Source organism: Arthrobacter sp. YAF34 (assembly GCF_052113245.1).
Lineage (GTDB): Bacteria > Actinomycetota > Actinomycetes > Actinomycetales > Micrococcaceae > Arthrobacter.
This window is the reverse complement of record NZ_JBFRCV010000018.1, coordinates 26,576-51,411: the sequence shown is the minus strand read 5'-3', so window position 1 is coordinate 51,411 and position 24,836 is coordinate 26,576. Positions and strand designations below refer to the sequence as shown.

The window sequence follows — 24,836 nt, the reverse complement described above, 5'->3', positions numbered from 1 at the left end:
CCCGGCCGCCCCGGCCGCGTCCAGGGAGCTGGTTTCGTCGAGGAGGATCCGGGCGTGGGCCCAGGAGATCGTCCCGGCCTCCAGGGCGGCCAGGGTCAGCGGCAGCGCCGTGGTCAGGGCCCGGGTGTCGGCCAGCAGGGCCCCGGCGGCGCGTTCGCTGACGGTCAGGACGCAGGCGACCTCGGCGACCACGGCCATCGCCTGGGCTGCGCGGTCGTGCGGGGATCCGGCCGGTGCGGCCAGCGCCGCGGAGGCCTGCAGGTACTGGGAGGCCAGCGTTACTTTCAGCGCGGCGGTCCGGGCCTCCAGCCGGGCGACCTCGGCCAGCCCGTCCAGGGCAGCATCCGCCAGCTCCCGCAACGGATCAGCATCGAGCAACGAATGATTGGAATCCCGCAGCGGATCAGCATCCCGCAAGGGATCGGCGCCGGCCATATCAGCATGGTCCACTCCGGCCCCGATGACGGCAGCAAGCGCAGCAACGGACGCGGCGACGGCTTCCATCGCCTCGCTGTTTTCAGTAACCCACGCTGCCCTGCTCTTCACACTCAAAGACTATGTGGAGGCACCGACAAACAATGAGGTGACCACGAGGCCGCGAGGCAACGTCAGGCGGGCAGAATCCTGACGCCGTCAACCAGGCACTGACGGCGTCAACAAGCATCGGGCAGACCATTTCTGATCGCCACCCAAGGCAGCCAATACCGTTGGCGCGAGTGTTGAGTGTCACAGCCCGGCATAGTAGCGTGACAACCACTGTCAACACGCATCACAAGGACTCGGGAGCGATCATGGCATATATGACACGTGGGCTGGTGGCCGTCACGGCGGCCTTGGCATTGAGCGTGACGGGCGGCGTAGTCGCCGCCCCCGCGCAGGCCGAGCCGCGGCAAACTGCCAAGACGGCCACCGCCACCGGCTACGGCGGGGCGGTTAGCACCGTGGATCCGGAGGCATCCGCTGCGGCGATCGAAGTCCTCCGGAAGGGCGGCAACGCGGCGGACGCCGCCGTCGCCGCAGCCGCGACCCTTGGCGTCACCGAGCCGTACAGCGCCGGAATCGGCGGCGGGGGCTACTTCGTGTTCTACGACGCGAAGACCGGCAAAGTGGGCACCATCGACGGCCGCGAGACCGCACCGGCAGGAATGCCGCACGACGCATTCATCGACCCGGCGACCGGCAAGCCCTACAACTTCACACCCGAACTCGTCACGAGCGGCGTCTCCGTAGGCGTCCCCGGCACCCCGGCCACCTGGGCCCGTGCCCTCGACCGGTGGGGCACGCTGAGCCTCGGCGATGCCCTCAAGCCGGCCATCAACGTGGCCACACGAGGTTTCGTGGTGGACAAGACGTTCCGCCAGCAGACCCTCGACAACAAGGCCCGGTTCGAGGCATTCAAATCAACGAGCGACCTATACCTCCCCGGCGGTGATGCTCCCGCCGTCGGCAGTGTCTTCCAGAACCACGACCTCGCCGCGACATACCGGCTCCTCGCCAAGAAGGGCACGGGAAGCTTCTACGGTGGCCCGCTCGCGACCGAGATCGCGGCCACGGTGCAGACTCCGCCCAAGACTGCGGGCACAACGCTGCCGGTTCCCGCAGGCCACATGACGACGGCGGACCTCGCCGCATACCGCGCCGTGGATCAGGCGCCCACGCACGTGGATTACCGCGACCTGGACGTCTACGGCATGGCGCCGTCCAGCAGCGGCGGCACCACGGTCGGCGAGGCGCTGAACATCCTGGCGCCGTCCAACCTGTCCGGGATGTCCACGCCGGACGCCCTGCACCACTACCTCGAGGCCAGCGCGCTGGCCTTCGCGGACCGTGGCAAGTACGTGGGTGACCCCGCATTTGCCGACGTCCCCACGGCCGCGCTCACGGACCCGCTGTTCGGCAAGGAGCGCGCCTGCCAGATCGATCCGCTGCATGCGGCGGCGAAGCCCGTTGCGCCGGGGGACGTGTCCTCGTACGACGGCGCGTGCCCGGCTGCCGCCGTGGCGCCCGCCGCTGAGAAGGACACGGAGAACATCTCGACGACCAACCTGACCGTCGCGGACAAGTGGGGGAACGTGGTGGACTACACGCTCACAATCGAGCAGACCGGCGGGTCCGGCATGGTGGTCCCCGGCCGCGGCTTCCTGCTCAACAACGAGCTGACCGACTTCTCGACCGTTTACAACCAAGCCGACCCGAACCGGATCGAGCCGGGGAAGCGTCCGCGCTCGTCCATGGCGCCGACCATCATCCTTAAGGAGGGCAAGCCGTTCCTCGCTCTCGGCTCGCCCGGCGGTTCGACGATCATCACCACCGTCCTGCAGACGATCCTGAACCGGGTGGACCTGGGCATGACCATCTCCGAGGCGATCGCCGCACCGCGTGCCTCGCAGCGCAACACGGCCAAAGTCACGGCCGAGCCTGAGTTCATCACCGCCTATGGCAGCCAATTGACACCCTTTGGCCATCAGTTCACGCCGTCGGGGGATGCCTTCACCTCGGCAGCGGAGATCGGCGCCGCGACCGCCATCGAATTCCGGCCCGACGGCGGCATGGTCGCGGCCGCCGAGCCGGTAAGACGCGGCGGCGGATCCGCGATGGCACTCAACCGTCGTTGAGGTAGGGCCACGCAGTCCAGGAAGTAGCCACGCAGCCCTCCGGGCGCGTGGCTACTTCCGTTGCAGTACCGTTTCCGTTGCAGCGCTGTCGGAAGAAAGCGAAACGGCACACCTGTGGTGTCAGCGGCGAGTACCGCGAAGGTTCTATCAAGTAAAAACCGGACTTTAACAGGTAGCCTCCACTCAGGGTTTCGCTGCTCCGCAGTCGTTACGATGGGCTCTGCCGGGCTGGTGGTTTGGGCCGGGTGAATTCGGCGGCATAACTTTAAGCCGCCGCAGTCAGGGCCCTTGTCCCGAATCACGGTCCAGTCGCCGCCCTCAGATTCCAGCGGCGCGCGCCGCCGTTGTTGTCTGGCTCCTTAGTCCGCGTTGCGATGACCGGCGCAGGCGTTACATTTCCGCGGCATCTCAAATAGGTCATGGCGGGTAATTTACCGTTGACCGGCAGGGCACATTTCATGTCAATGACGACTTTGCGAGGAAATCATGCGGCGACCGATTTTTGCACGGCTAGTCCTTATCGCCACAATTGTCGGTCTCAGTTTGGTGCCCCTGCCCGCCAAAGCAGCTGGTGGAGTAGCCACGGACAAGGTGGTCAGCACGCACCAGTCCTCATCTTCTCGGTCGGTGGTTTCGCCAGCCTTTACAACCAGCCAAAACAACGAACTGTTGGTTGCATTTGTGACCTCTGATGGCCCGGCCACAACCGGGTCCCAGCAATTCACCTCAGTTACAGGCGGCGGGCTTACCTGGCGCCTGCGGAAGCGGACCAACGTTCAGTACGGGACGGCCGAAATCTGGCAGGCAGTTTCGAGCGGCATCCTCACAAACGTGAGAGTGACAGCTACACACAACGGGTCGTACCAGGCTTCCATGACGGTCGCCACCTTCACAGGCGCGGACACGTCCACCGATGGAGCGGTCGGGGGCGCGAACGGCCCGACGGGAGCGCCCACGGCCTCACTTACGACAACCCGCACCGGTTCCTGGGTCTGGGGTGTGGGAAATGACTGGACCAGGGCCACCCCCCGCACCGTCGGAAGTGGGCAAACCAAGGTCGATGAGTTCCTTGCCAGCACCGGCGACACGTTCTGGACGCAACGCCAGACTGCGCCCGGCACAGCGACGGCGCCCTCTACCGTGATAATCAACGACACCGCTCCGACTAACGATAAGTGGAATATGTCTCTGATCGAGATCCTGCCCTCCCTGCCCGGGCCAGCTGCCCCGGTGTTCACGGCGTCCACGCCGCCGGCGACGGCCACCGTCGGTGCCGCCTACACCTACACGTTCGCCGCGAGCGGTAACCCGGCGCCGACGTTCAAGGTGAATTCCGGTGCGCTGCCGGCCGGGCTGAGCCTGAACACCACCACCGGGGTTCTCTCCGGGACCCCGACGGCGGCCGGCCCCGCCACGTTCACGGTCGCCGCAACGAACGGGGTCAGTCCCGACGCGGTCACCCCCTCGATCACGATCACCGTGGGCCAGGCCCAGTCGGCTCCGGTGTTCACGGCGTCCACGCCGCCGGCGACGGCCACGGTTGGTGCCACCTACAGCTACACGTTCGCCGCGAGCGGTAGTCCGGCGCCGACGTTCCGGGTGAATTCCGGTGCACTGCCGGCAGGCCTGAGCCTGAACACCACCACCGGTGTTCTGTCCGGGACCCCGACGGCGGCCGAGGCTGCGACGTTCACGGTAGCCGCGGCGAATGGCGTCAGTCCCGACGCGGTCACCCCCTCGATCACGATCACCGTGGGCCCGGCCCAGTCGCCGGACGGTACCCAGGCCGCCGTCGTCTTCGGCTGGGGTCCGGTGGTGAACGGGGACGAGTTTTCCTACACTGGGGCGCCGAATCCGTTGAAGTGGAACGTTTACAACAGTGCGGGACATGCGGGCAACGGGATCCGGAGTCCGAACGCCTGGTCCGTGGACGGCAACGTCGTCACGGTCAGCGGCGACTCGGCCGGCACCACCGGCGGCATGTCAGCCAAGTTTGCCCAGCAGCAATACGGACGCTGGGAAGCCCGGATGAGAACCAGTGCCCGGGATCCGAAATACCACCCGGTCCTGATCCTCTGGCCCAACAACAACACGTCCCCCAACTGCGCGGAGATTGATTACGCCGAAGGAACCTCCGATACGTCCAGAATCAAGTTCTTCCTGCACTATGCGTGCAGCGGCTCGAACTTCCAGACGCAGGCAGCACAGCCGATCGATACTACCCAGTGGCACAACTACGCGGTCCAGTGGACCCCGTCCGGGATCACCGGGTACATCGATGGCGTGCAATGGTTCTCCGACACGGACCCGGCGCACCAGCCCACGGTCGGGATGCACCAAACAATCCAGCTGGACTGGTTCCCGGACGGGACCGCCACCCTGCCAAGCCAGATGCAGGTCGACTGGATCCGGGTCTACAACTAGGTGCCGGGTGGCCCGGTTGGCGGAAGTTCCGGCTCATGAGATGGTGTGAGTTCTTATGAAACGGATTGGCTTTCTGTCCTTCGGCCACTGGGGCGACGTCCCGGGATCGCGCGTGCGGTCCGCCAGGGACGCGCTCCTGCAGGCGATTGAGCTGGCCGTGGCCGCGGAGGAAGTCGGCGTCGACGGGGCATTCTTCCGCGTTCATCACTTTGCCGAGCAGCAAGCCTCGCCGTTCCCGCTGCTCGCCGCGATTGCCGCCCGCACCGCTCGGATCGAAATTGGCACCGGCGTCATCGACATGCGCTACGAAAACCCGCTCTCCATGGCCGAGGAGGCCGCCGCCGTCGACCTCATCAGTGGCGGCCGCCTGCAGCTGGGGATCAGCCGCGGTTCGCCCGAGTCGGTGCTTGCGGGCTACGAGGCCTTCGGGCACGTTCCGGCGGCGGGGGAGTCCGACGCCGACATGGCCCGCCGTCACGCCGAACGCTTCCGGAGCGCCATCGCGGGGGCGGGCATGGCCAGGGGAAATCCGCAGGTCAGCGGTCGCAGTGGGCTGGTCCCGCTTCAGCCGTTGTCCCCGACGCTTCCGGAGCGGATCTGGTGGGGTGCCGGAAACCGCGCCAGCGCCCGATGGGCCGGGCAGCAGGGGATGAACCTCATGTCCTCGACCCTGCTGACGGAGGACACCGGGGTTCCCTTCGACCAGTTGCAGGCCGAGCAGATAGCCGGATTCCGGGAGGCCTGGGCAGCCGCCGGCCACGCGCACACGCCACGGGTGTCCGTATCACGGAGCATCGTTCCGCTGATCGACGACGAATCGCGGCGTTATTTCGGGCTGCGCGCCCAGGCCGATGCCCGGGACCAGGTGGGCTACCTCGACGGCGGTCTGGCCCGCTTTGGGCGGAGCTACATCGGCGATCCCGGCCGCCTGGTTGAGGAGCTCGCCCGGGACGCAGCCGTGGCCGCGGCGGATACCGTGCTCGTCACCGTCCCCAATCAGCTTGGCGTCGACTTCAACGCCCGGGTGCTCGAGTCGATTGCCCGCGACGTCCGTCCCGCCCTGGGCTGGGAGTGACGCGGGCGCCGGCTCCCCAAAGGGTTTACGGCGGCACGGCCGCCCCTAGCCACGGGCAGAACTGGCACGCCGTCCCATGGGCCAGTACCGTCGTCGTAAGCAAGACGTTCGCAGACAGGCAGGGGCACCATGAGCAAGAGCGGCAGGAACCGGCACAAGGCCAAGGGATCGGCCGGGTCGGGCGGGGCTGGTAGCCGGGCTTCCGCGGCCCAATCGCTGAGTGCCTTCCGTGCCGAACGCGCTGTGGACGCTCTCACGCCAGCTTACGTCCGGTGGTTCGAGGAGGGCTCACCCGGCTCGGCGGCCGCCGCGTTGGAAAGCCTGGTGCTAATCAAAGCCGTCATGGGTCGCTATATGGAACGCACGGCCGCGTCGGACGTGACACGCCTCGATGCTGCTGCCTTGGCCGCCGCTGTTTCGGACGAACTTGTGGCCACGCTGGACGCCATTGCCGCTCTGGCCGGTGACGCCGCCCTCGACGTGGGGGCCGTCGAGAGCACCAACTTCGTCGTTGACGCCGTTCACGCGTTCGTTGGATTTCTCGTGGAAACTGACAGGTGGAGCGGCTCCGTGGATCAGCTGGCTGAAATCGTGGACTTTCTCGACACCACCGCGGAAGACGACGCCGGATGGGGTTACGTCGACGTGCCGGACATCCCCGAAGGACAGGCTTTGGACGTCTTTTCCGGCCTGCCGCTGATCCGGCGGGCAACGGCGCTCCTAGAGTGGATTGGGGATGGCCGGGCGGTCACGGCAACCGGTGCGCTCCGCCTGCGGGATATTGAAGCGGCGGCTGCCTGCGTCGGGGTGGCCGTCAGGGGCGGCTCCAAGCGGGCAGGTTCCCCGACGCCGGACAGCGCAGGTTCGGCCAGCGACGTGCCCACGGTCCGAAGCATGTACGAGGTGCCGCTCCTGGCGCAGATGTGGGCTGCTCTCGAAACCGCCGAGCTGATCAAGATCACGTCGACCAAGGTGGTGCCGTTCGAAGGCACCGAGGACTTCTTGGCCGGCGGCCCTTCGGCGAGGCTGGAGGAAATGGCGTTCTATGTTGACCAGTTCCTGGTCGCGGCCGTGCTCGATTACGATCCGGCACAGCCGTGGGAGCGGACTCTCGCCGGGCTGCAGACATCGCTCCTGATAGCGGCGGCAACGGAGGACCCGCCCTCGCTGGAACGCGTCCTTGCCGCCGCTGACCAGGCGCCGGCGGCGGAGAAAGCAATGGCTGGTCTGCTAACCGGCATGGCCATAAGCCGCATGGAAGCCCTCGCCGAGCTGGGGCTGCTGACAATCAACACACACTTCCGTGTGCCGCCGGCCCTGATCCGCTGCGTGGCGACTGTTTTCGATGACGACCGGCTGCTGGCAGAACTAGGCCTCGCGCCGGCCGCCGACGGTCCGGATGTTGTGCCTGGTGCGCCGGCGCCGGAAATGACGAAGGCGCCAGCTCCCACACCGCAGACCGAAACGCCCGTCCTGCAGCTCAAAATCATGCTCAACGGATCCAAGCCGCCCATCTGGCGCCGGGTCCTCGTACCTGCCGGAATGCCACTGCCGCAGCTGCACACGGTTATCCAAACACTGTTCGGCTGGTTTGATTACCATCTGCACGAGTTCCGGACCGGGGGATTCCGCGGCCCCGCGTATGCGCCGCTGACCGGCGAGGACGACTTCTATGGCGATGCTTCCCACGACGAAGCGACCGTGACTGTCGGCGAACTACTCCCGGGCGCGGGCAGCAGCATGACCTACACGTATGATTTCGGCGACAACTGGGTGCACTCCATCAAGCTGGAGAAAGTTCTGGCCTCCGACGACGGCGGCGGGCAACTCCCGCGGTGCACCGCGGGGCGCGGTGCCGCGCCGGCGGAGGACAGTGGCGGCACGTGGGGCTGGGCGAACATCGTCGAGGCCGTCAACGATCCACGCCACGAGGAACACAAGGAGTACCGGGAGTGGCTGGGAATGCTGCCGGGCGAGACACTGGACCCCAAAGCCTTCGATCTTGAAGACGTCAACGAGGACCTGGCAGACCTCTTCTGACGTGAGCACCCTCGCGCCGGCCGCCCCGCGCCAATATGTTTTTTTGCTGAGAGCTGGGCTTGGAGCTATGGCATCGCCGGGCGGTCGCCCTCACGCAGCCAGTCGTCGAAGAACGCGTCGAGCTGCTGACCCGATGCCTTTTCCATGACGGTCTGGAAGTCTTCCGTCGTCGCCGTCGAATCGTTGTAGCGGCTCAGCCACAAGCGGGCGCCCGCAAAGAACGCCGCGTCGCCAACCTTCGCGCGCAGCGCCTGGAGTGCAGCCGCGCCGCGGACATAGACCTGACCGGCGAACAGGTTGTCGCGGCCCGGGTCTGCGATGTTGAGCGCCCAGCGGTTGTTCGCGTCGAGGTACGCCACCGCGTCCGCGAACTGCTCCGGCATCGTCGCCGTGCCCTGGTGCTCGGCCCACAGCCACTCGATGTACGTCGCCCAGCCCTCGTTCAGCCAGATGTCCTTCCAATCAGACGGGCTCACCGCGTCCCCAAACCACTGGTGCCCCAGCTCGTGCACCACCGTGTATTCGTCGGCGACCCCCGAGTAGACCGGCCGCGTTTGCGTCTCCAGCGCATAGTCGACCGTGTCGTCGTCGACAATTGCGCCGAACGCCTCGAACGGATACCGCCCGAACCGGCTCTCCAGGAAGGTGATCATCTTCGGCTGCAGCGCGAGGGATGCCTTCGTCTCTGCCAGTGCCTGGCCCGTCACGCCCGCGTCGATCGCGTTGATGATTGGCAGGCCGCGCGGGCCCACATCGCGGGACAGGGCAAAGTCACCGACAGTCGCCGTCGACAGGTAGCTGGCCATCGGGTCCGAGGCCTTCCAAGTCCATGTCGTCCATCCGGCCGTGGTCGCAGGGCGGCCAATCGGCAGCCCGTTCGCCACTGCGGTCTTGCCAGCCGGCACCGTGATGCGGAACGTGTAGGTCGCCTTGTCTTCGGGATCGTCGTTCACGGGGTACCAGGTCGCCGCGCCCTCGGGCTCGTTAACCACCATCGCCCCGTCAGCGGTGGTGACCCAGCCGTAGAGCGCCCCGGTGGTGTCGAGCGGGCGCCCGGTGGTCCCGCCATACTCAATGACGATCGTCGTGGTCTGTCCCGCCTTCAGCTTCGGCCGCAGCCCGATCGTGAGTTCCCAGATGCGGTTCGCATCGTCCTGGTTCTGCGACCATTCGGCACGGTCGCCGCCCTGCGACTTTCCATGGTCCGCGGCCGTGCCGCCAACGCGGACCGACGTGACGTCGAGGCCGCGCAAGTCGAAGTTGAGAGATTGCAGGTCCTGCGTCGCGCGGAGGGTGACTGTCGCGACGCCGCTGAGCCGGCCTGCGAGCACCGCGGGGTCCGACGGCGGCGCGTAGCGAAGCGCGAGGTCGTAGTGCAGGACGTCGTACCCGCCGTTGCCGGCGTAGGGGAAGTACTCATCGCCGCTGCCGGGGGCGCCCGCCGTATAGCGGGGCTCGTCGTGGCCGGGAGCGGCCTGCGCCGTGCCGCTGAGCGCACCAATCCCGGCTGCCACCAGCACCACGGCAAAGGCCATGTGGCGCAGGCGTCCAATTCTTTGCTTGTTTTGGCTGCCGGTCATCTGCAGGTCCCTTCTCGTTCCTAAGTCTGGACTTCCGAGGCTGATCATGGCCGTACACATGGGGGTCTGGGAATGTCGCCCATGATCCTCACAGAACCTAGGAAAACCTTGAGCCTCGGGCCTGGTCCTGCACGCAGAAGTCCGGCTCGGTGATGCCGTGCTCATGGTGGCGAGTGACGATGCGGGACGAGCGTGATCGAGCCCGAAGACACTGACTGGGGTGCGAGGCGTGCGAGAGTGCTGGACCCTCAAGGACGCGAGTGGAGTGCGGGAAGTTATGCTCCGGGTGGCGTCTACTAGCTGACTGCGTGCCCTGAGGGGCGGCGGCTAGGCGACGTTTGTGCCAGCGGTACCGGGGCCGGCATTAATGGCCGCCGCCACCAAGCGGTCGAAACTCGCGGTCCCATTCTCGGCCGGGACCACGGTGAAGACCGCAACCCATTTCTCCGGGGCATGCTTCTCCAGCGTGGAAGCCCGGGCGACATGAAGGTTCAACCCGGGGACGCCGCTGACGTCGAGCGGGAGCCTCTCGCCGCTCTTGGCCAGGTGCCGAAACTGCTTGACCGACAGTTGGTCGCCAGGCCTGTTCGTCACCTCGGCGATGGTGATGTTGATCCTTTTGGTCAGCCCCTTGAGAAACCTTCGCTGAGCCGATGCCGCGCGCAGCGTGAGAAACGCGGCGAAGCAGAACGAGAATAGGAGCGCGGCACCGAAACTTCTGAGGCCGGACAGGAAGATCATCAGGAACAGGGACAGGATCATGCCCAAGATACTGGACATGATGAACTTGGTAACGGGGTGTTCGCCTGGCTGCTTTGACCAACGGACAAGAACGACGGTGTTCTTGCGGGGCTGATCGCGCCTTGAAATTTCCATGATTAGTATCCCTTCACTTCGATCAGCGCCTCGGCCAGGATGATTGCCTCGCGTGCTTCCTTGAGATCGCCCAGCAGCCCCGTGTCGGGAGGGACTCCGGCGGCCACGGCGGAGCCGGCGAGTTCGGAAAAGATGCTGCTCAACTCTTGGCGGTCCTGGGCCAGCATCCGGGACGACGTCAGCTTGATCCTGCTCAGCTCAAGCTCAAGCAGTGACTTGTCGATGGCCTCCCGACGGCCCTGAATGTCCGCGAGCTTTGCCGTGATGCGCTCGGCACGGCCGCGGAGCATCGATTCCATCTTTCCGGCCACGACGTGGAGCTCGCACAGCGCGGTGTAGGACTGCGGCGACCCGGAGTGCGCGCCGAGCTGCTCACTGACGTAATACCGCCGTCGTTCCCATTGCCGGACGGCCGATTCATAGGGTTCCAAGAGCAACGAGACGGCTGCCAGGGCCTTGTTCAGCGACTCGGCGCGGGTGGTCAGGCTGGCCGTGGCGGCGTCCAGCCTCGACAGGAACGCGTCGTAATTGTCGTGGGGCCGGGCGCTATCGGAATTCACGAGCCACTCGCGCGCGGTGGCGCGATTCCCCTTGCCGGCACTTGCCCCCGTCTCCCATGGCAAGAGAATAGAGCCTCCGGGCCCGATGGCATAGGGCCCAGGCGTGGATCCCGGACCATTTTCGGGGCGGTGGTCGGCGTGCCGGTGCTCATGAGAGGACGCACGATCAACACCGGCGGAAGCAGGTCCACCGCGTCGTGTAGGGCCACCGCGTCGTGTAGGGCCACCGGGTCGTGTAGCGCCACCGGCTCGAGTAGCCCGTCCCGGAGGGCTGCGGGCGCGTCTTCGTCATGGACGCTGGCGGCTTCGGGAACGACGCGGCGGGATAGTATCCGGCCACCTGCATAATGTAGTTCGCCCACTGCGGGCCGGCGAGCATGTACCCGTCAATGGCCTTGTAGAACTTGCCGTTGATGGTGATGTTCCGGCCGGGACGTTTTTGGCCTTCCAGGGCATCGCCGAAGAAGGACGCGGTGGCAATGCCGCTGGTGTAACCGACCACCCAGGTCGCGCCGTTGGTATTGGAAGTGCCGGTCTTGGCCGCGGTCGGGAAGCGGCTTTGAACCTTGGGATGGATATAGACGCCGGACCCGCGTTTCAGCACGTCCTGCAGCACCGACGTGACGCCGCGGGCCACCTCTGGCTTGATGGCGTCATGGCAGGCGCTGGACTCGGCCGGGAGCCGTCGTCCCGCGGCATCGGTCACAGCCACAATGGCGATCGGTGCGCAGTACCTGCCGTCATTGGCAAACGTGGCAAAGGCGTTCGCCAGATGGAGCGGCGCCACTCCAATGGCACCGAGCAGATTGCCCAGCTGGTGCATGTTTACCCGGGCGTTGTCCACGCCGCTATGGATCCCCGTGGCGTCGACCATTTTCTGGATCCCGCAGAAGTCGAGCTGGGCGGCCTCGGCGAAGGTTGCGGTGTTAATGGAGTTGTACACCCCGTAGTCCACCTGCATACGGCGGTAGTAGCCGGCGTCGTTGTTCTGCAGGTCGTCCGCCGCGCCGAGGCTCTTCTGAGCCGTGCTGTAGGCCCCGAGGACCCTGCCGCAGCTGGACCTCCACGGAAACCCGAGTGGATAGGAACGCCGGGAGGCGTCCACTATGGCGGTCAGGGGCTTGCCCTCGTTGAGCCACTCGGCCAGCGTGAACGGTTTCATGGTGGAGCCGGGCTGGAATCCGCCGGCGCCATTGAGGTCTTTGCCGTTGGCGTCCCTGGAATCGACATTGAAGTTCAGCTGGGTGTCGAACTTCCCGGGCTCGGGGAGGAACACGGTGTTTTGTGCCATCGCCAGGATCTTGCCCGTGCCGGGAGCGATCGAGACCAACGACGCGCCCCATTTGTCCGGGTTGGCCCCGGCCGTGGCATCGACCTGCGCTTGCGCGGCCAGTTGCAGCCGACTGTCCAGCGTGGTGGTGATGGTCAGGCCGCCGCGGAACAGCTTCCGCTCACGTTCGGCGAGATCGACGCCGTACGCCGGGTTGTTGAGGATGAGGTGGGACACGTAGTCGCAGAAATACGGTGCCAGTTGTGCGCCGGCGCAGCCCTGCCGCCCCGGCGTGAGCTTCAGGCCCACCGGGGCGGCGACGGCGGCATTATGTTGCTTTTGCGTAATGGAGCCCTGGCTGAGCATTTTGTCGAGAACCTGGTTGCGGCGGGCGACGGCGTTTCTTGGGTGGACGTCGGGATTGTAGAAACTGGGGCTGTTCACCAGGCCGGCGAGAAGCGCGGCCTGGGGCAGGGTGAGGGCCAGGGCCGTCGTGTTGAAGAAATAGCGCGACGCCGCTTCAATGCCGTAGGCGTCCTGGGCGAAGAATACGATGTTGAGGTACCCCTCAAGGATCTGGTCCTTGGTGTACTTCTTTTCCAATTCGACGGCGAGCTTCATCTCCCGGATCTTGTCAGCCATGCTCTTCTGCCCGTTGAGGACAATCTGGTCTCCCCGGTCAGTCGCCACCAGCGATTCATTGAGCACATTGGTCACGTACTGCTGGGTCAGGGTCGAGGCCCCCTGCTTGCTGCCGCTGCTCAGGTTGGACACCAGCGCCCGGGCAATGCCCTGCGGGTCGATCCCGCCGTGCTCATAGAAGCGGCGATCCTCGATCGCGACGATCGCTTCTTTGATGTAGGGGGACATCTGGTCGAGCCCGACCTTCACCCGGTTTTCCGCATAGAACGTGGCAATCGGCTTCCCGTCGGCACTGAGCACCCTGGTCGACTGCGACGGCGGATCGACGGTCAGTTCGGAGGGAAGGTTGTTGAACAGCACGATCGATTCCTTGACCGCGACGCCGGCCCCGGCAACGGTGGGGACCAGGAGGCCCGCGGCCAGGACCCCGCAGACCGCGCTCGCGGTCAGGAAGCCGAACAGCCGCAAAAGGGTCGCGGCTACTAGCGATCCGGTGCGTTTCCTGGGCGTCATGGTGCCTGAACAGGTTAGGTCAGCGAGTCGATTGCCACGGTGATTGCAAGGAGGAGCGGAACGTCCTCGCCCGCCGCGATTTCAACGCCGTAAGACTCCCGCACGCGGAACCACTTCTTCGAGACCGTGGCGATGGTGTGGCCGTCGCGCTCGATCTGGTACTCGTGGTCGACGATGTTGCCGTGCGCCTTCAGATCGGCGCCGTCCTTCACATCAATGGCAAAGCGGTCCCGGAGCCCGATCAGCGCCTTGTGCACGGTCGCCGCAGTGTCGCCTCCGCGCTCGATCGCGATTTTGTCCCGAAGCGAGAGTTTGCGCTCCTGGATGTGCGCCACCTCGTTGCCCGAGGCGTCCTCCAGCACGAACGTGTCACGGACGCGGACAGCCTTGCCGTCGACCTTGTAGGAGCGGTTGCCTTTGTCATCTTCGATCCAGAAGTCATCCCCGATCGACAGCAGTTTCTCGCGCATCTGAAACCGTTGCCCTGCCGGCTCGTCGTGGCGGTGCCGTATTAGTCCCATGTCCTGACCCTAGTGTCGCACCGCCAACCGGCGCCTCACCCGATCGGGGTGGTTCCGGTGCCCGCAAAAACGCCTCCCGGGGAGGGTGCGGTCGGCCGTCATCACCGGGCCCTATCCGCCGGTGCCGCCTCCGTGCAAGCATGGGCTCAGCGACGATGCACCGTGACGATGCACCATGACGATCTACAGCGAGGAGAATCGATGAAATCCAACGAACTGCTGCTGGACGCCTTCAGCCGGATCCATGAGGCCGTCACCGCCGCCCTTGACGGCGTCGACGACCGGACCCTACTCCGCCGGCCGGCAGGCAACGGGAACTCGATGGCCTGGCTGATCTGGCACCTCAGCCGGGTCGAGGACGCGCAGCTCGCCTCCGCTGCGGGCCTGGAGCAGGTGTGGACCTCGCAGGGCTTTGCCGGCCGGTTCAACCTGCCGCTTGCCCAACGCGACACGGGCTACGGTCATTCGAGCAGCCAAGTCGACGCGGTCCAGGCGTCGCCGGAGCTGTTGCTCGACTACTACGACGCCGTCCACCGGCAGACCGTCGGATTCCTGCAAAACCTCGGCGACGACGACTTCGACCGCATCGTCGATACCCGCTGGGACCCGCCCGTCACGCTCGGGGTGCGGCTGGTCAGCAGTGTTGCCGACTGCCTCCAGCATGCCGGGCAGGCGGCGTACGCCAGGGGCCTGAAAACCGGGCACACCACCGGCTAGGGGCGCCATGGACCCCGCCGACCTCCGCCGGCTCTTCCCCGGGCTCAAGGACACCATCTACCTCAACACCGCCACCATGAGTGTCGGCAGCGCCCCGGCCAAGGCGGCTTACGACCTCGCCGTCCGGAACTGGTCGGCCGGCCGTTTCGACTGGATGGCAGCCGAACGCGCGGGCGAGGCGGCGCGCGCCATGTTCGCGGCGATCATCGGCGCCACAGTGGAGGAAATCGCCATCGTTCCGGCGGTCAGCACAGGCGCCGGGATCGTTGCCGCGAACCTTCCGCCCGCGAAGCCCGGGGAAAACATTGTGGTCCCCGAGAACGAATTCACCTCAAACTACTTCCCGTGGCTCCTGCTCCGGGAGCGCGGCTACGAGGTCCGCACTGTGGCGCCCGACGGCGACGGCGTGCAGGCCGCGGCGTTCGGCAACGCGGCCGACGGCGGCACCCGCCTGATCGCCGTGAGCGCGGTGCATTCGGCCAACGGCTACCGGGCAGACCTGCCCGCGCTGAGCCGGGTCGCTGCCCGCTCGGGCGCCTGGTTCTTCGTCGACGCATGCCAGGCGGCCGGGGCGGTGCCGCTGGACGTGGTGCGCGACGGCGTCGACTTCCTGGCCGCCGCCAGCCACAAGTTCCTGCTCGGCTCAAGGGGCATGGGCTACCTCTATGTCCGCCGCGGGCTGCTGGAGCGTCTTCAGCCAATCGTGCCCGGCTGGAAGGCCGCCCGGAATCCAACCGAGAGCTTCTACGGACCGCGCATGGACCTGTCGCCTACCGCGTCAAAGCTCGATGCGTCGTTGGCGTGGTTTCCTGCCCTGGCAGAAGAGGCGGGGCTCGGCATCTTTGGCCGTTTCGGGATCACGGACCTGCTCGATCGCAACGCCCGGCTCGCACAGCGGCTTGAGTCCGCGCTGGCGGCGGAGGGCTCTGCCTTCCGGCCCTTCGCCGAGCAGCACCGCTCCACCATCGTCTCCGTGCCGGTGAGCGACCCGGAGTCGGTCCTGGCGCGCTTCCGGCAGGCGAACGTGGTGGCATCGGTCCGCGGCGGCAGGATCCGCCTGGCGGTACATTTCTACAACCTGGAGGAAGAGCTCGACCGCGTGGCCGAGCTCATAGGGCGCGCGTGAGCTTCCGCACGCTGCCGCCAGGCTAGGGCCGGAGCGCCGATCCGGGTCCTAAGGTGTGAGCGGACCTCGAAGCACGCGCCGGGCCAATGCGGTGTCGCCTTCGATGATGGCAGTGTCTTCGAGGTTTGATCGGCCCCACAAACCGAGGTACATGCCGGAAAGCGGGGCGGAAACCGTCGCCACGGCCGGGCCCGGGCCAAGCGTCCAGCGCCCGGTCCCGGGCACGTGGAAGGCCACGGCCCTGTCCAAGGGCGGCATCCGGTCCAGCCGCAGCTGGCGCGGCGCGAACATTGTCAGGACTTCGTCGACTCCGTCGGCCATGGTGTCCTCGCCGGGAGCCGGGATCTCCAGACCCAGCGCCTGGCAGGCGTCGATGAGGTGGATGGCGTGTTCATGCGCCTGCCGCCGGAGCCAGAACCCGGCCGTGCGCGGCGGCGGTCCAAAGTTCCAGCACGCTGTCCCGGGATCAAGTGCCGTCATCGTTTGGAGGAAGGGCGCCACGCCGTCGAGAAACCATGCGGCGGCACCCTCCGCCGGGGGAACCGGTTCCCCAACAAATGTTCCCTCACGAACCACTGCGGCGGCCCACCGCTCGATCGACCCCACATGCCCGAAGAGTTGGTCAACAGTCCAGCCGGGGCAGGCCGGAACGGGACGGGCCAGCAAATGCTCCGGCAGGCGGGCGAGCGTGCAGAGACGGTCCAGGGAGCCAGCCAGTTCGGCCAGGTAGCGATCAGGGGACATGCGATCAGCCTAACGCGACGCCGAGGCGAGCGGCCGGCGCAATCCGAAGGTGCGCAGCCGCGGCAGCCAGGACCGTGATCGAGGCGCCATCTTGACGCGGCCGGGCGGCAAGGGTAGACAAGGGCCATCCGGGTGTCGTTGCGGGCGGCCCCGGGGGAGTGAGGTGAGCCATGGCCGGATTAAGCACGCTCCGCACCCTGGCGCTTGGCTGGGCCGGCTTCGCCGCTGCGCAAGCAGGGATAGGGGACCAATGGGCGTACTACTTCGGCGTACTCGTGATCGTGCTCGCCCAGTGCGCCGGCGTACCCCTTCCCGCCGTCGCCGTCCTGCTCGGGGCCTACGCCTCAGCACGTCACGGAGATCTTAACCTTGCTGCCGTGATCGCCTTCGGCAGCCTCGGCGCCATTATTGGGAGCACCATCGGCTACATTCTCGGGCGGATTGGAGGACGTCCGCTGATGCTCAGTCTCGCCAAACGATTTCATGCCGATGAACACCGCATCGAACAGATGGAATCCTTTTTCGAACGGCACGGCGGCACGGCACTGTTCTTTGGCCGCTGGGTCATTGTCGTCCGGCTCTGGGGCGCCATTGCCGCGGGCGCTGCCAAGATGCCCTGGCCCAAGTTCTTGCTGTGGACCATCCCGGGGTGCATCGCCTGGGTCGCGAGCCTCAGCGTTCTCGCCTACGTGGCCGGTGCTCTCGCACAAGCCCTCGGCGACGCCCTCGACATTGGCGGCTGGGTGCTGGTTCCCATCGTCGCGCTGGGCCTGGTGATCGTCTGGCGGCGGCGCAAGCGGCGGAAGCTCGGATCGGGGCAAGGCACGGCCACCGAATAAGACGGCGAATAAGACGGGGACCCAGGATGCCCGGCCCTGGCCGCCCGCGCACTCCGGCTTCCGACAGCATGGGGCAGGAATTCCGGCTCGCCGGTCCCCGCGCACCGCTGTGTGCGGGTTGTCCGGCTAGGATTCCTCGCATGCGTCCCACAACACAGCACCGGTCATGAGCGCAGGGCCGGCGCCACGACCGCTGACGGAGCGATTTGCGGCCCAGTCCGTGATTGAAGAACTGTTGACTCTCCAAGACCTCGTTCCGCCGCGTTCGCGGCTCGGTCGGATATTCGGGGCCAGCCCGCTGAGCGATGCCAGCTGGCCCTGGTATAAGGGCGCGCTGGGCGAGATCGCCGTGGGCCGGATTCTGGCGGGCCTGGGGCCCGAATGGCTGGTGCTCCATGCTGTCCCCGTCGGCTCGGGCTGGTCGGATATCGACCATGTCCTGATCGGTCCGGCCGGTGTTTTCACCCTCAACACCAAGAACCACGCGGGTCAGTCGGTTTGGGTGGCCGGGCAGACCCTGATGGTGGCGGGCAACAAACAACGCCATCTTTACAATTCGGCGCACGAGGCCGCACGGGCCGCCAAGTTGCTGAGCACCGCAGCGGGCGTGGCCGTCGATGTTACGGGCGTCCTGGTGATCGTGGATCCCCGGCGACTCACGATCCGGGAGTTGCCACGTCAGGTGATGGTGCTGACCGAACGGCAACTCCTGGGCGCCCTGCAGCGGCGCAAGGCCGTGTTGGACGCCGCACAGGTGCAGGTCATCGCCTCCGCCGCGACGAGGGCCCGAACGTGGCACACGAAACCGGCGTCGCCCGGCAACGCGGAGGAACTCAAACAGAAATTCGCCGCCCTCCGGCGTCTGGTCAATCAGGCTCGACGGCGCCGGGTGGCTTGGCTACTCGGCGTTCCGGCCGTCAGCTTCTTGATGCTGGCCCCGGCAGGTCCACTGGGAGCTGCGATCCTGCACGCACTGTCCCACCGGTAGCAGAGGCCTTCAGCGAGGAGCGGGTTACGCCCCCGTGAACCTCCGTTCTGCCCTCATGCCAGCTGCCGGAACCGGGTAACCGCCCGCGTTCGCCCGCGCGGCGGCCAAGTAGCGCCCCCAAAAAGACGAGTAGGCCCCACTCGCGCGCTATTCCGTACCGGCTTTTAAGCTCCTCAGTACTGGGTGAATGAAGTCGATGTAGTGGTCTGAAATGGGTCTCAACCATGCGTGATCAAGCGGAATCTCGGGTGCTTTCCGGCCATCTTGCTGGCCGTGTCCGCGGCGGACGCTGGGGTGGGGCGCCGCACATTCCACGGCACCGGGTGGCCATTGTCCCCGGCAACTCGTCCCGGCTCCGCCCGTGGTCCCGAGGCGCCTGGGCTACTCTGCTGTCGACGTCGCTCGCACTGGCCGGGGTGTCCGTGGGCGGGGCCGCCGACGCGGACGTGGGAACCATCGCCCACGATTCGCTGCGGACGGGATGGGATAACAATGAGCCCGCGCTCTCGCCGGCGGCGGTCGCGTCCTCGAACTTCGGCAGACTCTTCTCCGCGACCGTGGACGGCCAGGTCTATGCCCAGCCGCTGGTGATTGGCGGCACCGTGGTTGCGGCGACGGAAAACAACGCCGTCTACGGGCTGGACGGTGCCACGGGCACGGCGAAGTGGACGCGCAATCTCGGGCCGGCGTGGCCCGCGTCAACCGTGGGTTGCGGTGACCTTACGCCTAACATCGGAATCACCTCGACGCCGGTCCACGACCCCGCGACGAATAGCGTATTCATGCTTGCGAAGACGAATGACGGAGCGACGGCCCAGCTTCCACACTGGTACATGCACTCCCTGGATGTGGTCACAGGGGCGGAGAAGCCCGGGTTCCCGGTCGTCATCGATGGTGCCCCGACGAACGACCCGAACCGCCCGTTCAACGCCATGACCGCGATGCAGCGGCCCGGGCTGCTGTTGCTGGACGGGGTGGTGTACGCCGGCTTTGCCAGCCACTGCGACTACACGCCGTTTGTCGGTTACGTCGTCGGTGTGTCGACCACCGGGCTGCAGACGACCATGTGGGCCACCGAGTCCGGCAACAGCACCGCCGAGGGCGGCATCTGGCAGTCCGGCGGAGGCCTGGTGTCCGACGGGCCCGGTCAAATCCTGTTCACCACGGGGAACGGCATCTCGCCGAATCCAGGCCCGGGCACAAAGCCCCCCACCACCCTGGCGGAATCGGTGGTCCGGCTCCGCGTCGGCACCGACGGCAACCTGACGCCCACCGATTTCTTCAGCCCAGCGAACAACGCGAAACTCAACCTAAACGACGCCGACCTGGGATCCGGCTCCCCGGTCGCGATCCCGGACGGTTACGGGACCGCCGCGCACCCGCACCTGATGGCCCAAATCGGCAAGGACGGCCACATGTACCTGCTGGACCGGGACAACCTGGGGGGCATGGCGCAGGGGCCCGGGGGCACCGACGCGGTCCTGGACATAGCCGGCCCCTACAGCGGGGTGTGGGGGCGGCCGGCATTCCTCGGGACGAGCAGCGGCGGTTACCTCTACATCGTTGAGAACAACGGGTACCTGCGGGCCTTCAAGCTGGTGGCAGGGGCCACGGGCGGGATCAGCCTTGCCGCCGTCGGGACGTCCGCGGGCACCTTCGGGTACACCTCAGGTGCGCCCGTGGTGACGTCCGCCGGCACGGACGGGACCTCCGCCCTTGTCTGGGTGGTGTACGCCAGCGGCAGCACCGGGGCAGGTGCGGAACTGCGCGCCTACCGCGCGCTCCCGGACACCACCGGCAACCTCAAGGAAGTGTTCAGCGCCCCGCTGGGGACGGCAGCCAAATTCACCACGGCGGCCACGGACAACGGTCGCGTGTATGTCGGAACTCGGGACGGACACGTTGTGGGGTTCGGTGCCCCGACGACGTCGGCGGTGGGGGCGCAGAACACTGACCTCGGCAGCGCAGAGGTGGGTTCCACCGCCACCGGAACGGTCACCATCACCGCGTCGCGGACCGTCACCATCAGCTCGGTCACGGCTGTCGCACCATTCAGGGTCGGAACCGCGCTCGCGCTGCCCGTGGCCTTGGCGCAGGGCGGAAGCATGACGGTACCGGTGGACTTCTCGCCCACGGCCCCGGGACAGGCCGACGGCACCCTGACCGTCACCACAGCGGACGGCGAAACCGATCTCCTCGGCGTGCACGGAGTCGGCACGAAGGACGGTCTGGGCGCGACTCCGGCCGCGGTCCTGTTCACCGATGTACCGACAAACACCGTCAGCCGGGCGACGGTCAACATCGTCAACACCGGCACAACCGCGGTCAACGTCACCGGTGTCACCTTGCCGGTCAGTGCGGAGCTCAGCGTCGACCCCGCCACGACGCCGGTGGTTGGGCAGACGATCCAACCACTCTCATCAATTGCGGTGTCCTTGGTCTTCAGTCCTACGGCGGCGGCTCCCGTCACTGACTCGCTCGTTGTCGCCAGCGACCTCGGCGCGGTGACCGTCACCGTGACCGCGACCGCCGTCGACGGCGCTGCACACCTGCAGATGCCGAGTTCACTTAACTTTGGTGACGTGCCCGTCGGGACGTCGGCCACCAAGGCTTTCCAGATCACGAACACCGGCAACGTGCCCATGACCATCACCAAAGCCAAGGCTCCGCAGGGCGCCTTTTCAACCACCACCCCCATTGCCGAGGGTTTGAAGATTCCCGCCGGTGACTCGGCGTACCAGAGCGTGACCTTTACGCCGACCGCCGTCGGGCAGGCAGGGACGCTGGACACCTTCTACCTGATCACCGCGGACGACGGCCAAGGCGCCCTGAAGGTGATGCTGGCGGGGAACGGCACCGACGACCCGATTGCGGCCTATGCGTGGAAGGCCGGCGCGGGCGATCCCCGTTCTGCTCTCGGCCGGTCGCTCACCTTGGAATACACCGTGGCCGACGGGAAGTGCCAGGACTATATCCGGGGGATCATCTGCTGGTCACCGAAGACGGGGGTGCATTCGGTCAGCGGGGGGATCTACACACGCTACAAGGCGGCGGGGGGCGCCGCCGGTGCTCTTGGCTTCCCGACCGCCGACGAGAATGCGTCGCCGGACGGCGGGGGGCGATACGTCCACTTCTCCGGCTCGGGCGGGTCCTCAATCTACTGGTCGCCGGCGACCGGGGCGCACGACATTCAGGGTGCCATCCGGACCAAGTGGGCGGCGCAGGGCTGGGAGCGGGGACCGCTGGGCTATCCGACCACCGACACCAAGGCCTCGCCGGACGGGGTGGGGCGGTACAACCACTTCTCCGGCGCGGGTGGATCCTCGATCTACTGGTCGCCGAAGACCGGGGCGCACTCCATCCAGGGTGGCATCAGGACCAAGTGGGCGGCGCAGGGCTGGGAGCGGGGACCGCTGGGCTATCCGATCACCGACGAGAAGGGCTCACCCGACGGGGTGGGGCGGTACAACCACTTCTCCGGCGCGGGCGGGTCCTCGATCTACTGGTCTCCCAAGACAGGGGCGCACTCCATCCAGGGTGCCATCCGGACCAAGTGGGCGACGCTGGGCTGGGAGAGGGGACCGCTGGGCTATCCGATCACCGATGAGATGGGCTCGCCGGACGGCGTGGGGCGGTACAACCACTTCTCCGGGGCGGCCGGGAACTCCATTTACTGGTCGCCGAAGACCGGGGCGCACTGGGTCAAAGGTGCGATCCGCAACAGATGGGCGTCCCTGGGCTGGGAGCGCGGCCGGCTCGGCTATCCGACCAGCGACGAGTTCTGGGTTTCCGTCGGCCGGGCATCTAATTTTCAACACAGCCGCCTGACCTGGAACTCGAAGACTTCGCAGGTCACCGGATAGCGCGGCCCGTCAGCGCAGGAACTCCCGGATCAGTTCGGCCGTCTCCCGGGCTCGTTCCAGGTGCGGCATGTGCCCGGTTTCCTCGAAGAGATGCGTTGTGGCGCCGGGCAGCAGCCGGCGCGCCTCCGCCAGGTGGCCGGCGGGCAGGATCACGTCCGAGTCGCCCCACAGGACCATCACGGGCTTTCCGGCTGCGACAACTTCGGCGAGCAGGCGGGCCCGCCACCTCGGGCGGATTCCCCTGAATGTCCCGAGGTCGTGGGCAACCTCGCGGAAGGCCCGCATGGCGCCCCGCCGCGAGCCGCGGGCCACGCTCGCCGCAATCCGGTCCCGGGAGATGAAGGTGCGGTTGACGAAAAGTGCACGTTCCGTCTGATACGCGGCCTTCGGAGTGGGCCGCAGCAGGATCCTGCCGACCACGGGCAGCGCAACCAGGCGCAGTGCCGGCGTCACGGTCGCACCGAAGCCGGCGCTGTTGATCAGCACCAGGCGGCGCACCTTGTCCGGGCGCAGCACGGACAAGCGCATCGCAACGGCGCCGCCGAGCGAGTTGCCCACGACGTCGACGGCGTCCAGGCCGCCTTCGGCGTCAAGTCCGTCTTTGGCATCCACGGCATCCAGGAAGCGGGAGACCCACGCGGCCAAGGAACCGAGGGTGTGCCTTCCGGACAGTGCCGTCGAGCCGCCGAATCCGGCGAGATCCACGCTCAGCACCCGGTGGCTGGCCTCCAGCAGGCGGTGCTGCTCGTCCCAGTCGGCGAGGCTCCGGCCGATGCCGTGGAGCAGGAGGACCGGGGACCCGCTTCCGGTGTCGCGGTAACGGGCCGGGCGGCCGTCCACGGCGATCGTGCGCGGCTCCGCCAACTCCGGCTGCGCGCTCACGGGGCCGCCAGCCGTTCGGGCTTAGTGGAGCGGGATACGGTGGAGCGCCCGCTGAACCGCAGGCCATTGCCAAGGAGCCGGCTGAGCCGGAACATCCTGACGTCGCGGGGATAGTTCTGGTGCAGCCGCCAGGGTGCGTGGCCGCCCTGCTTGGGCATCTGGTCGATGCCGCGGCGGATGTAGCCGGAGGTCAAATCGATGAGCGGCCGGAGTTCGCCGACATCGGCGGGGGCTATGGGCGTCACGGTGGTGTGCCGGCTCCGGTCCAGATGGCGCAGGATCCGGGCCACATAGTGCACCACGAGATCGATCTTGAGGGTCCACGACGCGTTCGTGTAGCCGATCGCGAAGGCCAGGTTCGGGACATCCGCCAGCATCATGCCCTGATACGTGACTTTCTGCGACGGGTCGACCGGGGCGCCGTCGACGCTGAGGTTCATGCCGCCGAAGAGCAGCAGATTAAGGCCGGTAGCGGTCACGATGACGTCGGCCGCCAGTTCAGTGCCGGACGCCAGACGGACCCCGGACGGCGTCAAGGTCACGATCGTGTCGGTGGCGACATCGGCGCTACCGGACCGGATCGCCTTGAAGAGGTCGCCGTTCGGTACGATGCACAGCCGCTCGTCCCAGGGGTTGTACTTGGGCTGGAAGTGCCTGTCGACGTCGTACCCCTCGGGCAGTCGCTTTGTCACCTGGTGCCGGAGGATGCTCTTCATCTTTTCCGGACTCCGCCGGCTGATCTGGTAGCTCAGCAGTGCCCGCGCGATCCCCTTCCAGCGTGAGACGACGGCGGCCAGGCGGCGCGGGACGCGACGCGCGACAAGGGTGTCGAAGCCGTCGTCGGTGTCCGGGAGGACGGCGACGTAACCGGGGGAGCGCTGCAGCATGGTGACGTGCTCGGCGGTGGAGGCCAGCGCGGGAACGAGTGTGACGGCCGTGGCGCCGCTGCCGATCACGACGATCCGCTTGCCGCTCGCATCGAAGTCATCGGGCCAGTGCTGCGGGTGGATGATCTGGCCGGCGAAGCTTTCCTGGCCCGGGAACACGGGGCTGTAGCCCTCGTCGTAGCGGTAGTAGCCGGAACAGATGAAGAGGAACGAACACGTGAAGGTCACCGGACCGTCGGCGCCCCGGATGACCTCGATCGTCCAGAGCGAGGTTTCCGAGGACCAATCGGCACTCACCACCCTGTGGCCGTACCGGATCATCCGGTCAACGCCGTAAGCCGAAGCGGTCTCCCGCACGTACTCAAGGATCGACGCTCCCGGTGCGATCGACGTCGACGTTTCCCACGGCCGGAACGAATAGCCGAGAGTGAACATGTCGCTGTCGGACCTGACCCCCGGGTAGCGGAACAGATCCCACGTGCCGCCGCTGGATGCACGCGCCTCGAGGATGGCAATCGACTTCGAGGGGAAGGCCGTGGTGAGGCGGCAGGCCGCGCCGATGCCGGAGAGGCCGGCGCCGACAATGAGGACGTCGAGATGTTCGGCGATGATGGTGCTCCCTGATCGTTGCGGTCCGGCAGGTGCCGGCCCGGTCCCCGCAGTCTATGAACAGG

General features: G+C 66.9%; 17 protein-coding genes and 1 pseudogene. 9 read left to right on the top strand and 9 right to left on the bottom strand.

Going from position 1 to position 24,836, the window contains the following annotated elements; translation table 11 throughout:
• Window positions 1-546: pseudogene (locus AB4Y72_RS18395) on the bottom strand (HNH endonuclease signature motif containing protein); the annotation flags it as partial.
• 245 nt (window positions 547-791) lie between these two features.
• Between AB4Y72_RS18395 and ggt the strand changes: the two are divergent.
• The 4 genes from ggt to AB4Y72_RS18375 all read left to right on the top strand — a co-directional run bounded on the left by ggt (window position 792) and on the right by AB4Y72_RS18375 (window position 8,154).
• Window positions 792-2,615 (top strand): gamma-glutamyltransferase, encoded by a 1,824-nt coding sequence (gene ggt, locus AB4Y72_RS18390; RefSeq protein WP_441427576.1) that lies wholly within the window; start codon window positions 792-794, stop codon window positions 2,613-2,615.
• Window positions 2,616-3,452: 837 nt separating this feature from the next.
• The gene (locus AB4Y72_RS18385) at window positions 3,453-5,039 is read left to right on the top strand and encodes a putative Ig domain-containing protein (RefSeq protein WP_441427575.1); all 1,587 of its coding nucleotides are present in this window, start codon (window positions 3,453-3,455) and stop codon (window positions 5,037-5,039) included.
• A gap of 55 nt (window positions 5,040-5,094) precedes the next feature.
• Window positions 5,095-6,114, top strand: a complete 1,020-nt coding sequence (locus tag AB4Y72_RS18380; RefSeq protein WP_441427574.1) for an LLM class flavin-dependent oxidoreductase — start codon at window positions 5,095-5,097, stop codon at window positions 6,112-6,114.
• Window positions 6,115-6,243: 129 nt separating this feature from the next.
• Complete coding sequence (locus AB4Y72_RS18375) at window positions 6,244-8,154, top strand: plasmid pRiA4b ORF-3 family protein (protein ID WP_441427573.1); 1,911 nt, start codon at window positions 6,244-6,246, stop codon at window positions 8,152-8,154.
• 65 nt (window positions 8,155-8,219) lie between these two features.
• Here the strand turns inward: AB4Y72_RS18375 and AB4Y72_RS18370 are convergent, their stop codons facing one another.
• The 5 genes from AB4Y72_RS18370 to AB4Y72_RS18350 form a co-directional block, all read right to left on the bottom strand.
• Window positions 8,220-9,734 (bottom strand): M1 family metallopeptidase, encoded by a 1,515-nt coding sequence (locus tag AB4Y72_RS18370; protein ID WP_441427572.1) that lies wholly within the window; start codon window positions 9,732-9,734, stop codon window positions 8,220-8,222.
• Between the two features lie 327 nt (window positions 9,735-10,061).
• Window positions 10,062-10,496: a hypothetical protein gene (locus tag AB4Y72_RS18365; RefSeq protein WP_441427571.1), complete on the bottom strand. Its 435-nt coding sequence runs from the start codon at window positions 10,494-10,496 to the stop codon at window positions 10,062-10,064.
• 116 nt (window positions 10,497-10,612) lie between these two features.
• Window positions 10,613-11,170 (bottom strand): hypothetical protein, encoded by a 558-nt coding sequence (locus AB4Y72_RS18360; RefSeq protein WP_441427570.1) that lies wholly within the window; start codon window positions 11,168-11,170, stop codon window positions 10,613-10,615.
• Window positions 11,171-11,336: 166 nt separating this feature from the next.
• Window positions 11,337-13,595 carry a transglycosylase domain-containing protein gene (locus AB4Y72_RS18355; RefSeq protein ID WP_441427569.1) on the bottom strand — a complete coding sequence of 753 codons (2,259 nt, stop codon included), beginning with the start codon at window positions 13,593-13,595 and terminating at the stop codon, window positions 11,337-11,339.
• Window positions 13,596-13,609: 14 nt separating this feature from the next.
• On the bottom strand, window positions 13,610-14,116 hold the full coding sequence (locus AB4Y72_RS18350) for an LURP-one-related/scramblase family protein (RefSeq protein WP_441427568.1): 507 nt from the start codon (window positions 14,114-14,116) through the stop codon (window positions 13,610-13,612).
• Between the two features lie 201 nt (window positions 14,117-14,317).
• Here AB4Y72_RS18350 and AB4Y72_RS18345 point away from each other — a divergent pair, with 201 nt between their 5' ends.
• Window positions 14,318-14,833, top strand: coding sequence for a mycothiol transferase (locus AB4Y72_RS18345; RefSeq protein WP_441427567.1), 516 nt, complete (start codon window positions 14,318-14,320; stop codon window positions 14,831-14,833).
• Between the two features lie 7 nt (window positions 14,834-14,840).
• On the top strand, window positions 14,841-15,959 hold the full coding sequence (locus AB4Y72_RS18340; RefSeq protein WP_441427566.1) for an aminotransferase class V-fold PLP-dependent enzyme: 1,119 nt from the start codon (window positions 14,841-14,843) through the stop codon (window positions 15,957-15,959).
• Window positions 15,960-16,007: 48 nt separating this feature from the next.
• On the opposite strand, the gene AB4Y72_RS18335 is transcribed toward AB4Y72_RS18340, so the two are convergent.
• On the bottom strand, window positions 16,008-16,703 hold the full coding sequence (locus tag AB4Y72_RS18335) for a maleylpyruvate isomerase family mycothiol-dependent enzyme (protein WP_441427565.1): 696 nt from the start codon (window positions 16,701-16,703) through the stop codon (window positions 16,008-16,010).
• 170 nt (window positions 16,704-16,873) lie between these two features.
• On the opposite strand from AB4Y72_RS18335, the gene AB4Y72_RS18330 reads away from it, so the two are divergent.
• The 3 genes from AB4Y72_RS18330 (at window position 16,874) to AB4Y72_RS18320 (ending at window position 22,393) form a co-directional block, all read left to right on the top strand.
• Window positions 16,874-17,542: a DedA family protein gene (locus AB4Y72_RS18330; protein WP_441427564.1), complete on the top strand. Its 669-nt coding sequence runs from the start codon at window positions 16,874-16,876 to the stop codon at window positions 17,540-17,542.
• 166 nt (window positions 17,543-17,708) lie between these two features.
• A complete protein-coding gene (locus AB4Y72_RS18325) occupies window positions 17,709-18,530 on the top strand; it encodes a nuclease-related domain-containing protein (protein ID WP_441427563.1) in 822 nt (273 codons plus the stop codon).
• A 323-nt stretch (window positions 18,531-18,853) separates the two neighbouring features.
• Window positions 18,854-22,393 (top strand): choice-of-anchor D domain-containing protein, encoded by a 3,540-nt coding sequence (locus AB4Y72_RS18320; RefSeq protein ID WP_441427562.1) that lies wholly within the window; start codon window positions 18,854-18,856, stop codon window positions 22,391-22,393.
• A gap of 9 nt (window positions 22,394-22,402) precedes the next feature.
• Here the strand turns inward: AB4Y72_RS18320 and AB4Y72_RS18315 are convergent, their stop codons facing one another.
• Together AB4Y72_RS18315 and AB4Y72_RS18310 are read right to left on the bottom strand one after the other, a co-directional pair.
• Window positions 22,403-23,275 (bottom strand): alpha/beta fold hydrolase, encoded by an 873-nt coding sequence (locus tag AB4Y72_RS18315; protein ID WP_441427561.1) that lies wholly within the window; start codon window positions 23,273-23,275, stop codon window positions 22,403-22,405.
• Window positions 23,272-24,747 carry a flavin-containing monooxygenase gene (locus AB4Y72_RS18310; RefSeq protein ID WP_441427580.1) on the bottom strand — a complete coding sequence of 492 codons (1,476 nt, stop codon included), beginning with the start codon at window positions 24,745-24,747 and terminating at the stop codon, window positions 23,272-23,274. Before AB4Y72_RS18310 ends, AB4Y72_RS18315 begins: the two co-directional genes overlap by 4 nt.
• Window positions 24,748-24,836: the final 89 nt, after the last annotated feature.

Bases quoted from the DNA above. Each gene is read 5' to 3' on its own strand.
- ggt (WP_441427576.1), top strand. From the start codon at position 792: ATGGCATATATGACACGTGGGCTGGTGGCCGTCACGGCGGCCTTGGCA.
- AB4Y72_RS18380 (WP_441427574.1), top strand. From the start codon at position 5,095: ATGAAACGGATTGGCTTTCTGTCCTTCGGCCACTGGGGCGACGTCCCG.
- AB4Y72_RS18375 (WP_441427573.1), top strand. From the start codon at position 6,244: ATGAGCAAGAGCGGCAGGAACCGGCACAAGGCCAAGGGATCGGCCGGG.
- AB4Y72_RS18370 (WP_441427572.1), bottom strand. From the start codon at position 9,734: ATGACCGGCAGCCAAAACAAGCAAAGAATTGGACGCCTGCGCCACATG.
- AB4Y72_RS18365 (WP_441427571.1), bottom strand. From the start codon at position 10,496: ATGATCCTGTCCCTGTTCCTGATGATCTTCCTGTCCGGCCTCAGAAGT.
- AB4Y72_RS18355 (WP_441427569.1), bottom strand. From the start codon at position 13,595: ATGACGCCCAGGAAACGCACCGGATCGCTAGTAGCCGCGACCCTTTTG.
- AB4Y72_RS18350 (WP_441427568.1), bottom strand. From the start codon at position 14,116: ATGGGACTAATACGGCACCGCCACGACGAGCCGGCAGGGCAACGGTTT.
- AB4Y72_RS18345 (WP_441427567.1), top strand. From the start codon at position 14,318: ATGAAATCCAACGAACTGCTGCTGGACGCCTTCAGCCGGATCCATGAG.
- AB4Y72_RS18340 (WP_441427566.1), top strand. From the start codon at position 14,841: ATGGACCCCGCCGACCTCCGCCGGCTCTTCCCCGGGCTCAAGGACACC.
- AB4Y72_RS18335 (WP_441427565.1), bottom strand. From the start codon at position 16,703: ATGTCCCCTGATCGCTACCTGGCCGAACTGGCTGGCTCCCTGGACCGT.
- AB4Y72_RS18330 (WP_441427564.1), top strand. From the start codon at position 16,874: ATGGCCGGATTAAGCACGCTCCGCACCCTGGCGCTTGGCTGGGCCGGC.
- AB4Y72_RS18325 (WP_441427563.1), top strand. From the start codon at position 17,709: ATGAGCGCAGGGCCGGCGCCACGACCGCTGACGGAGCGATTTGCGGCC.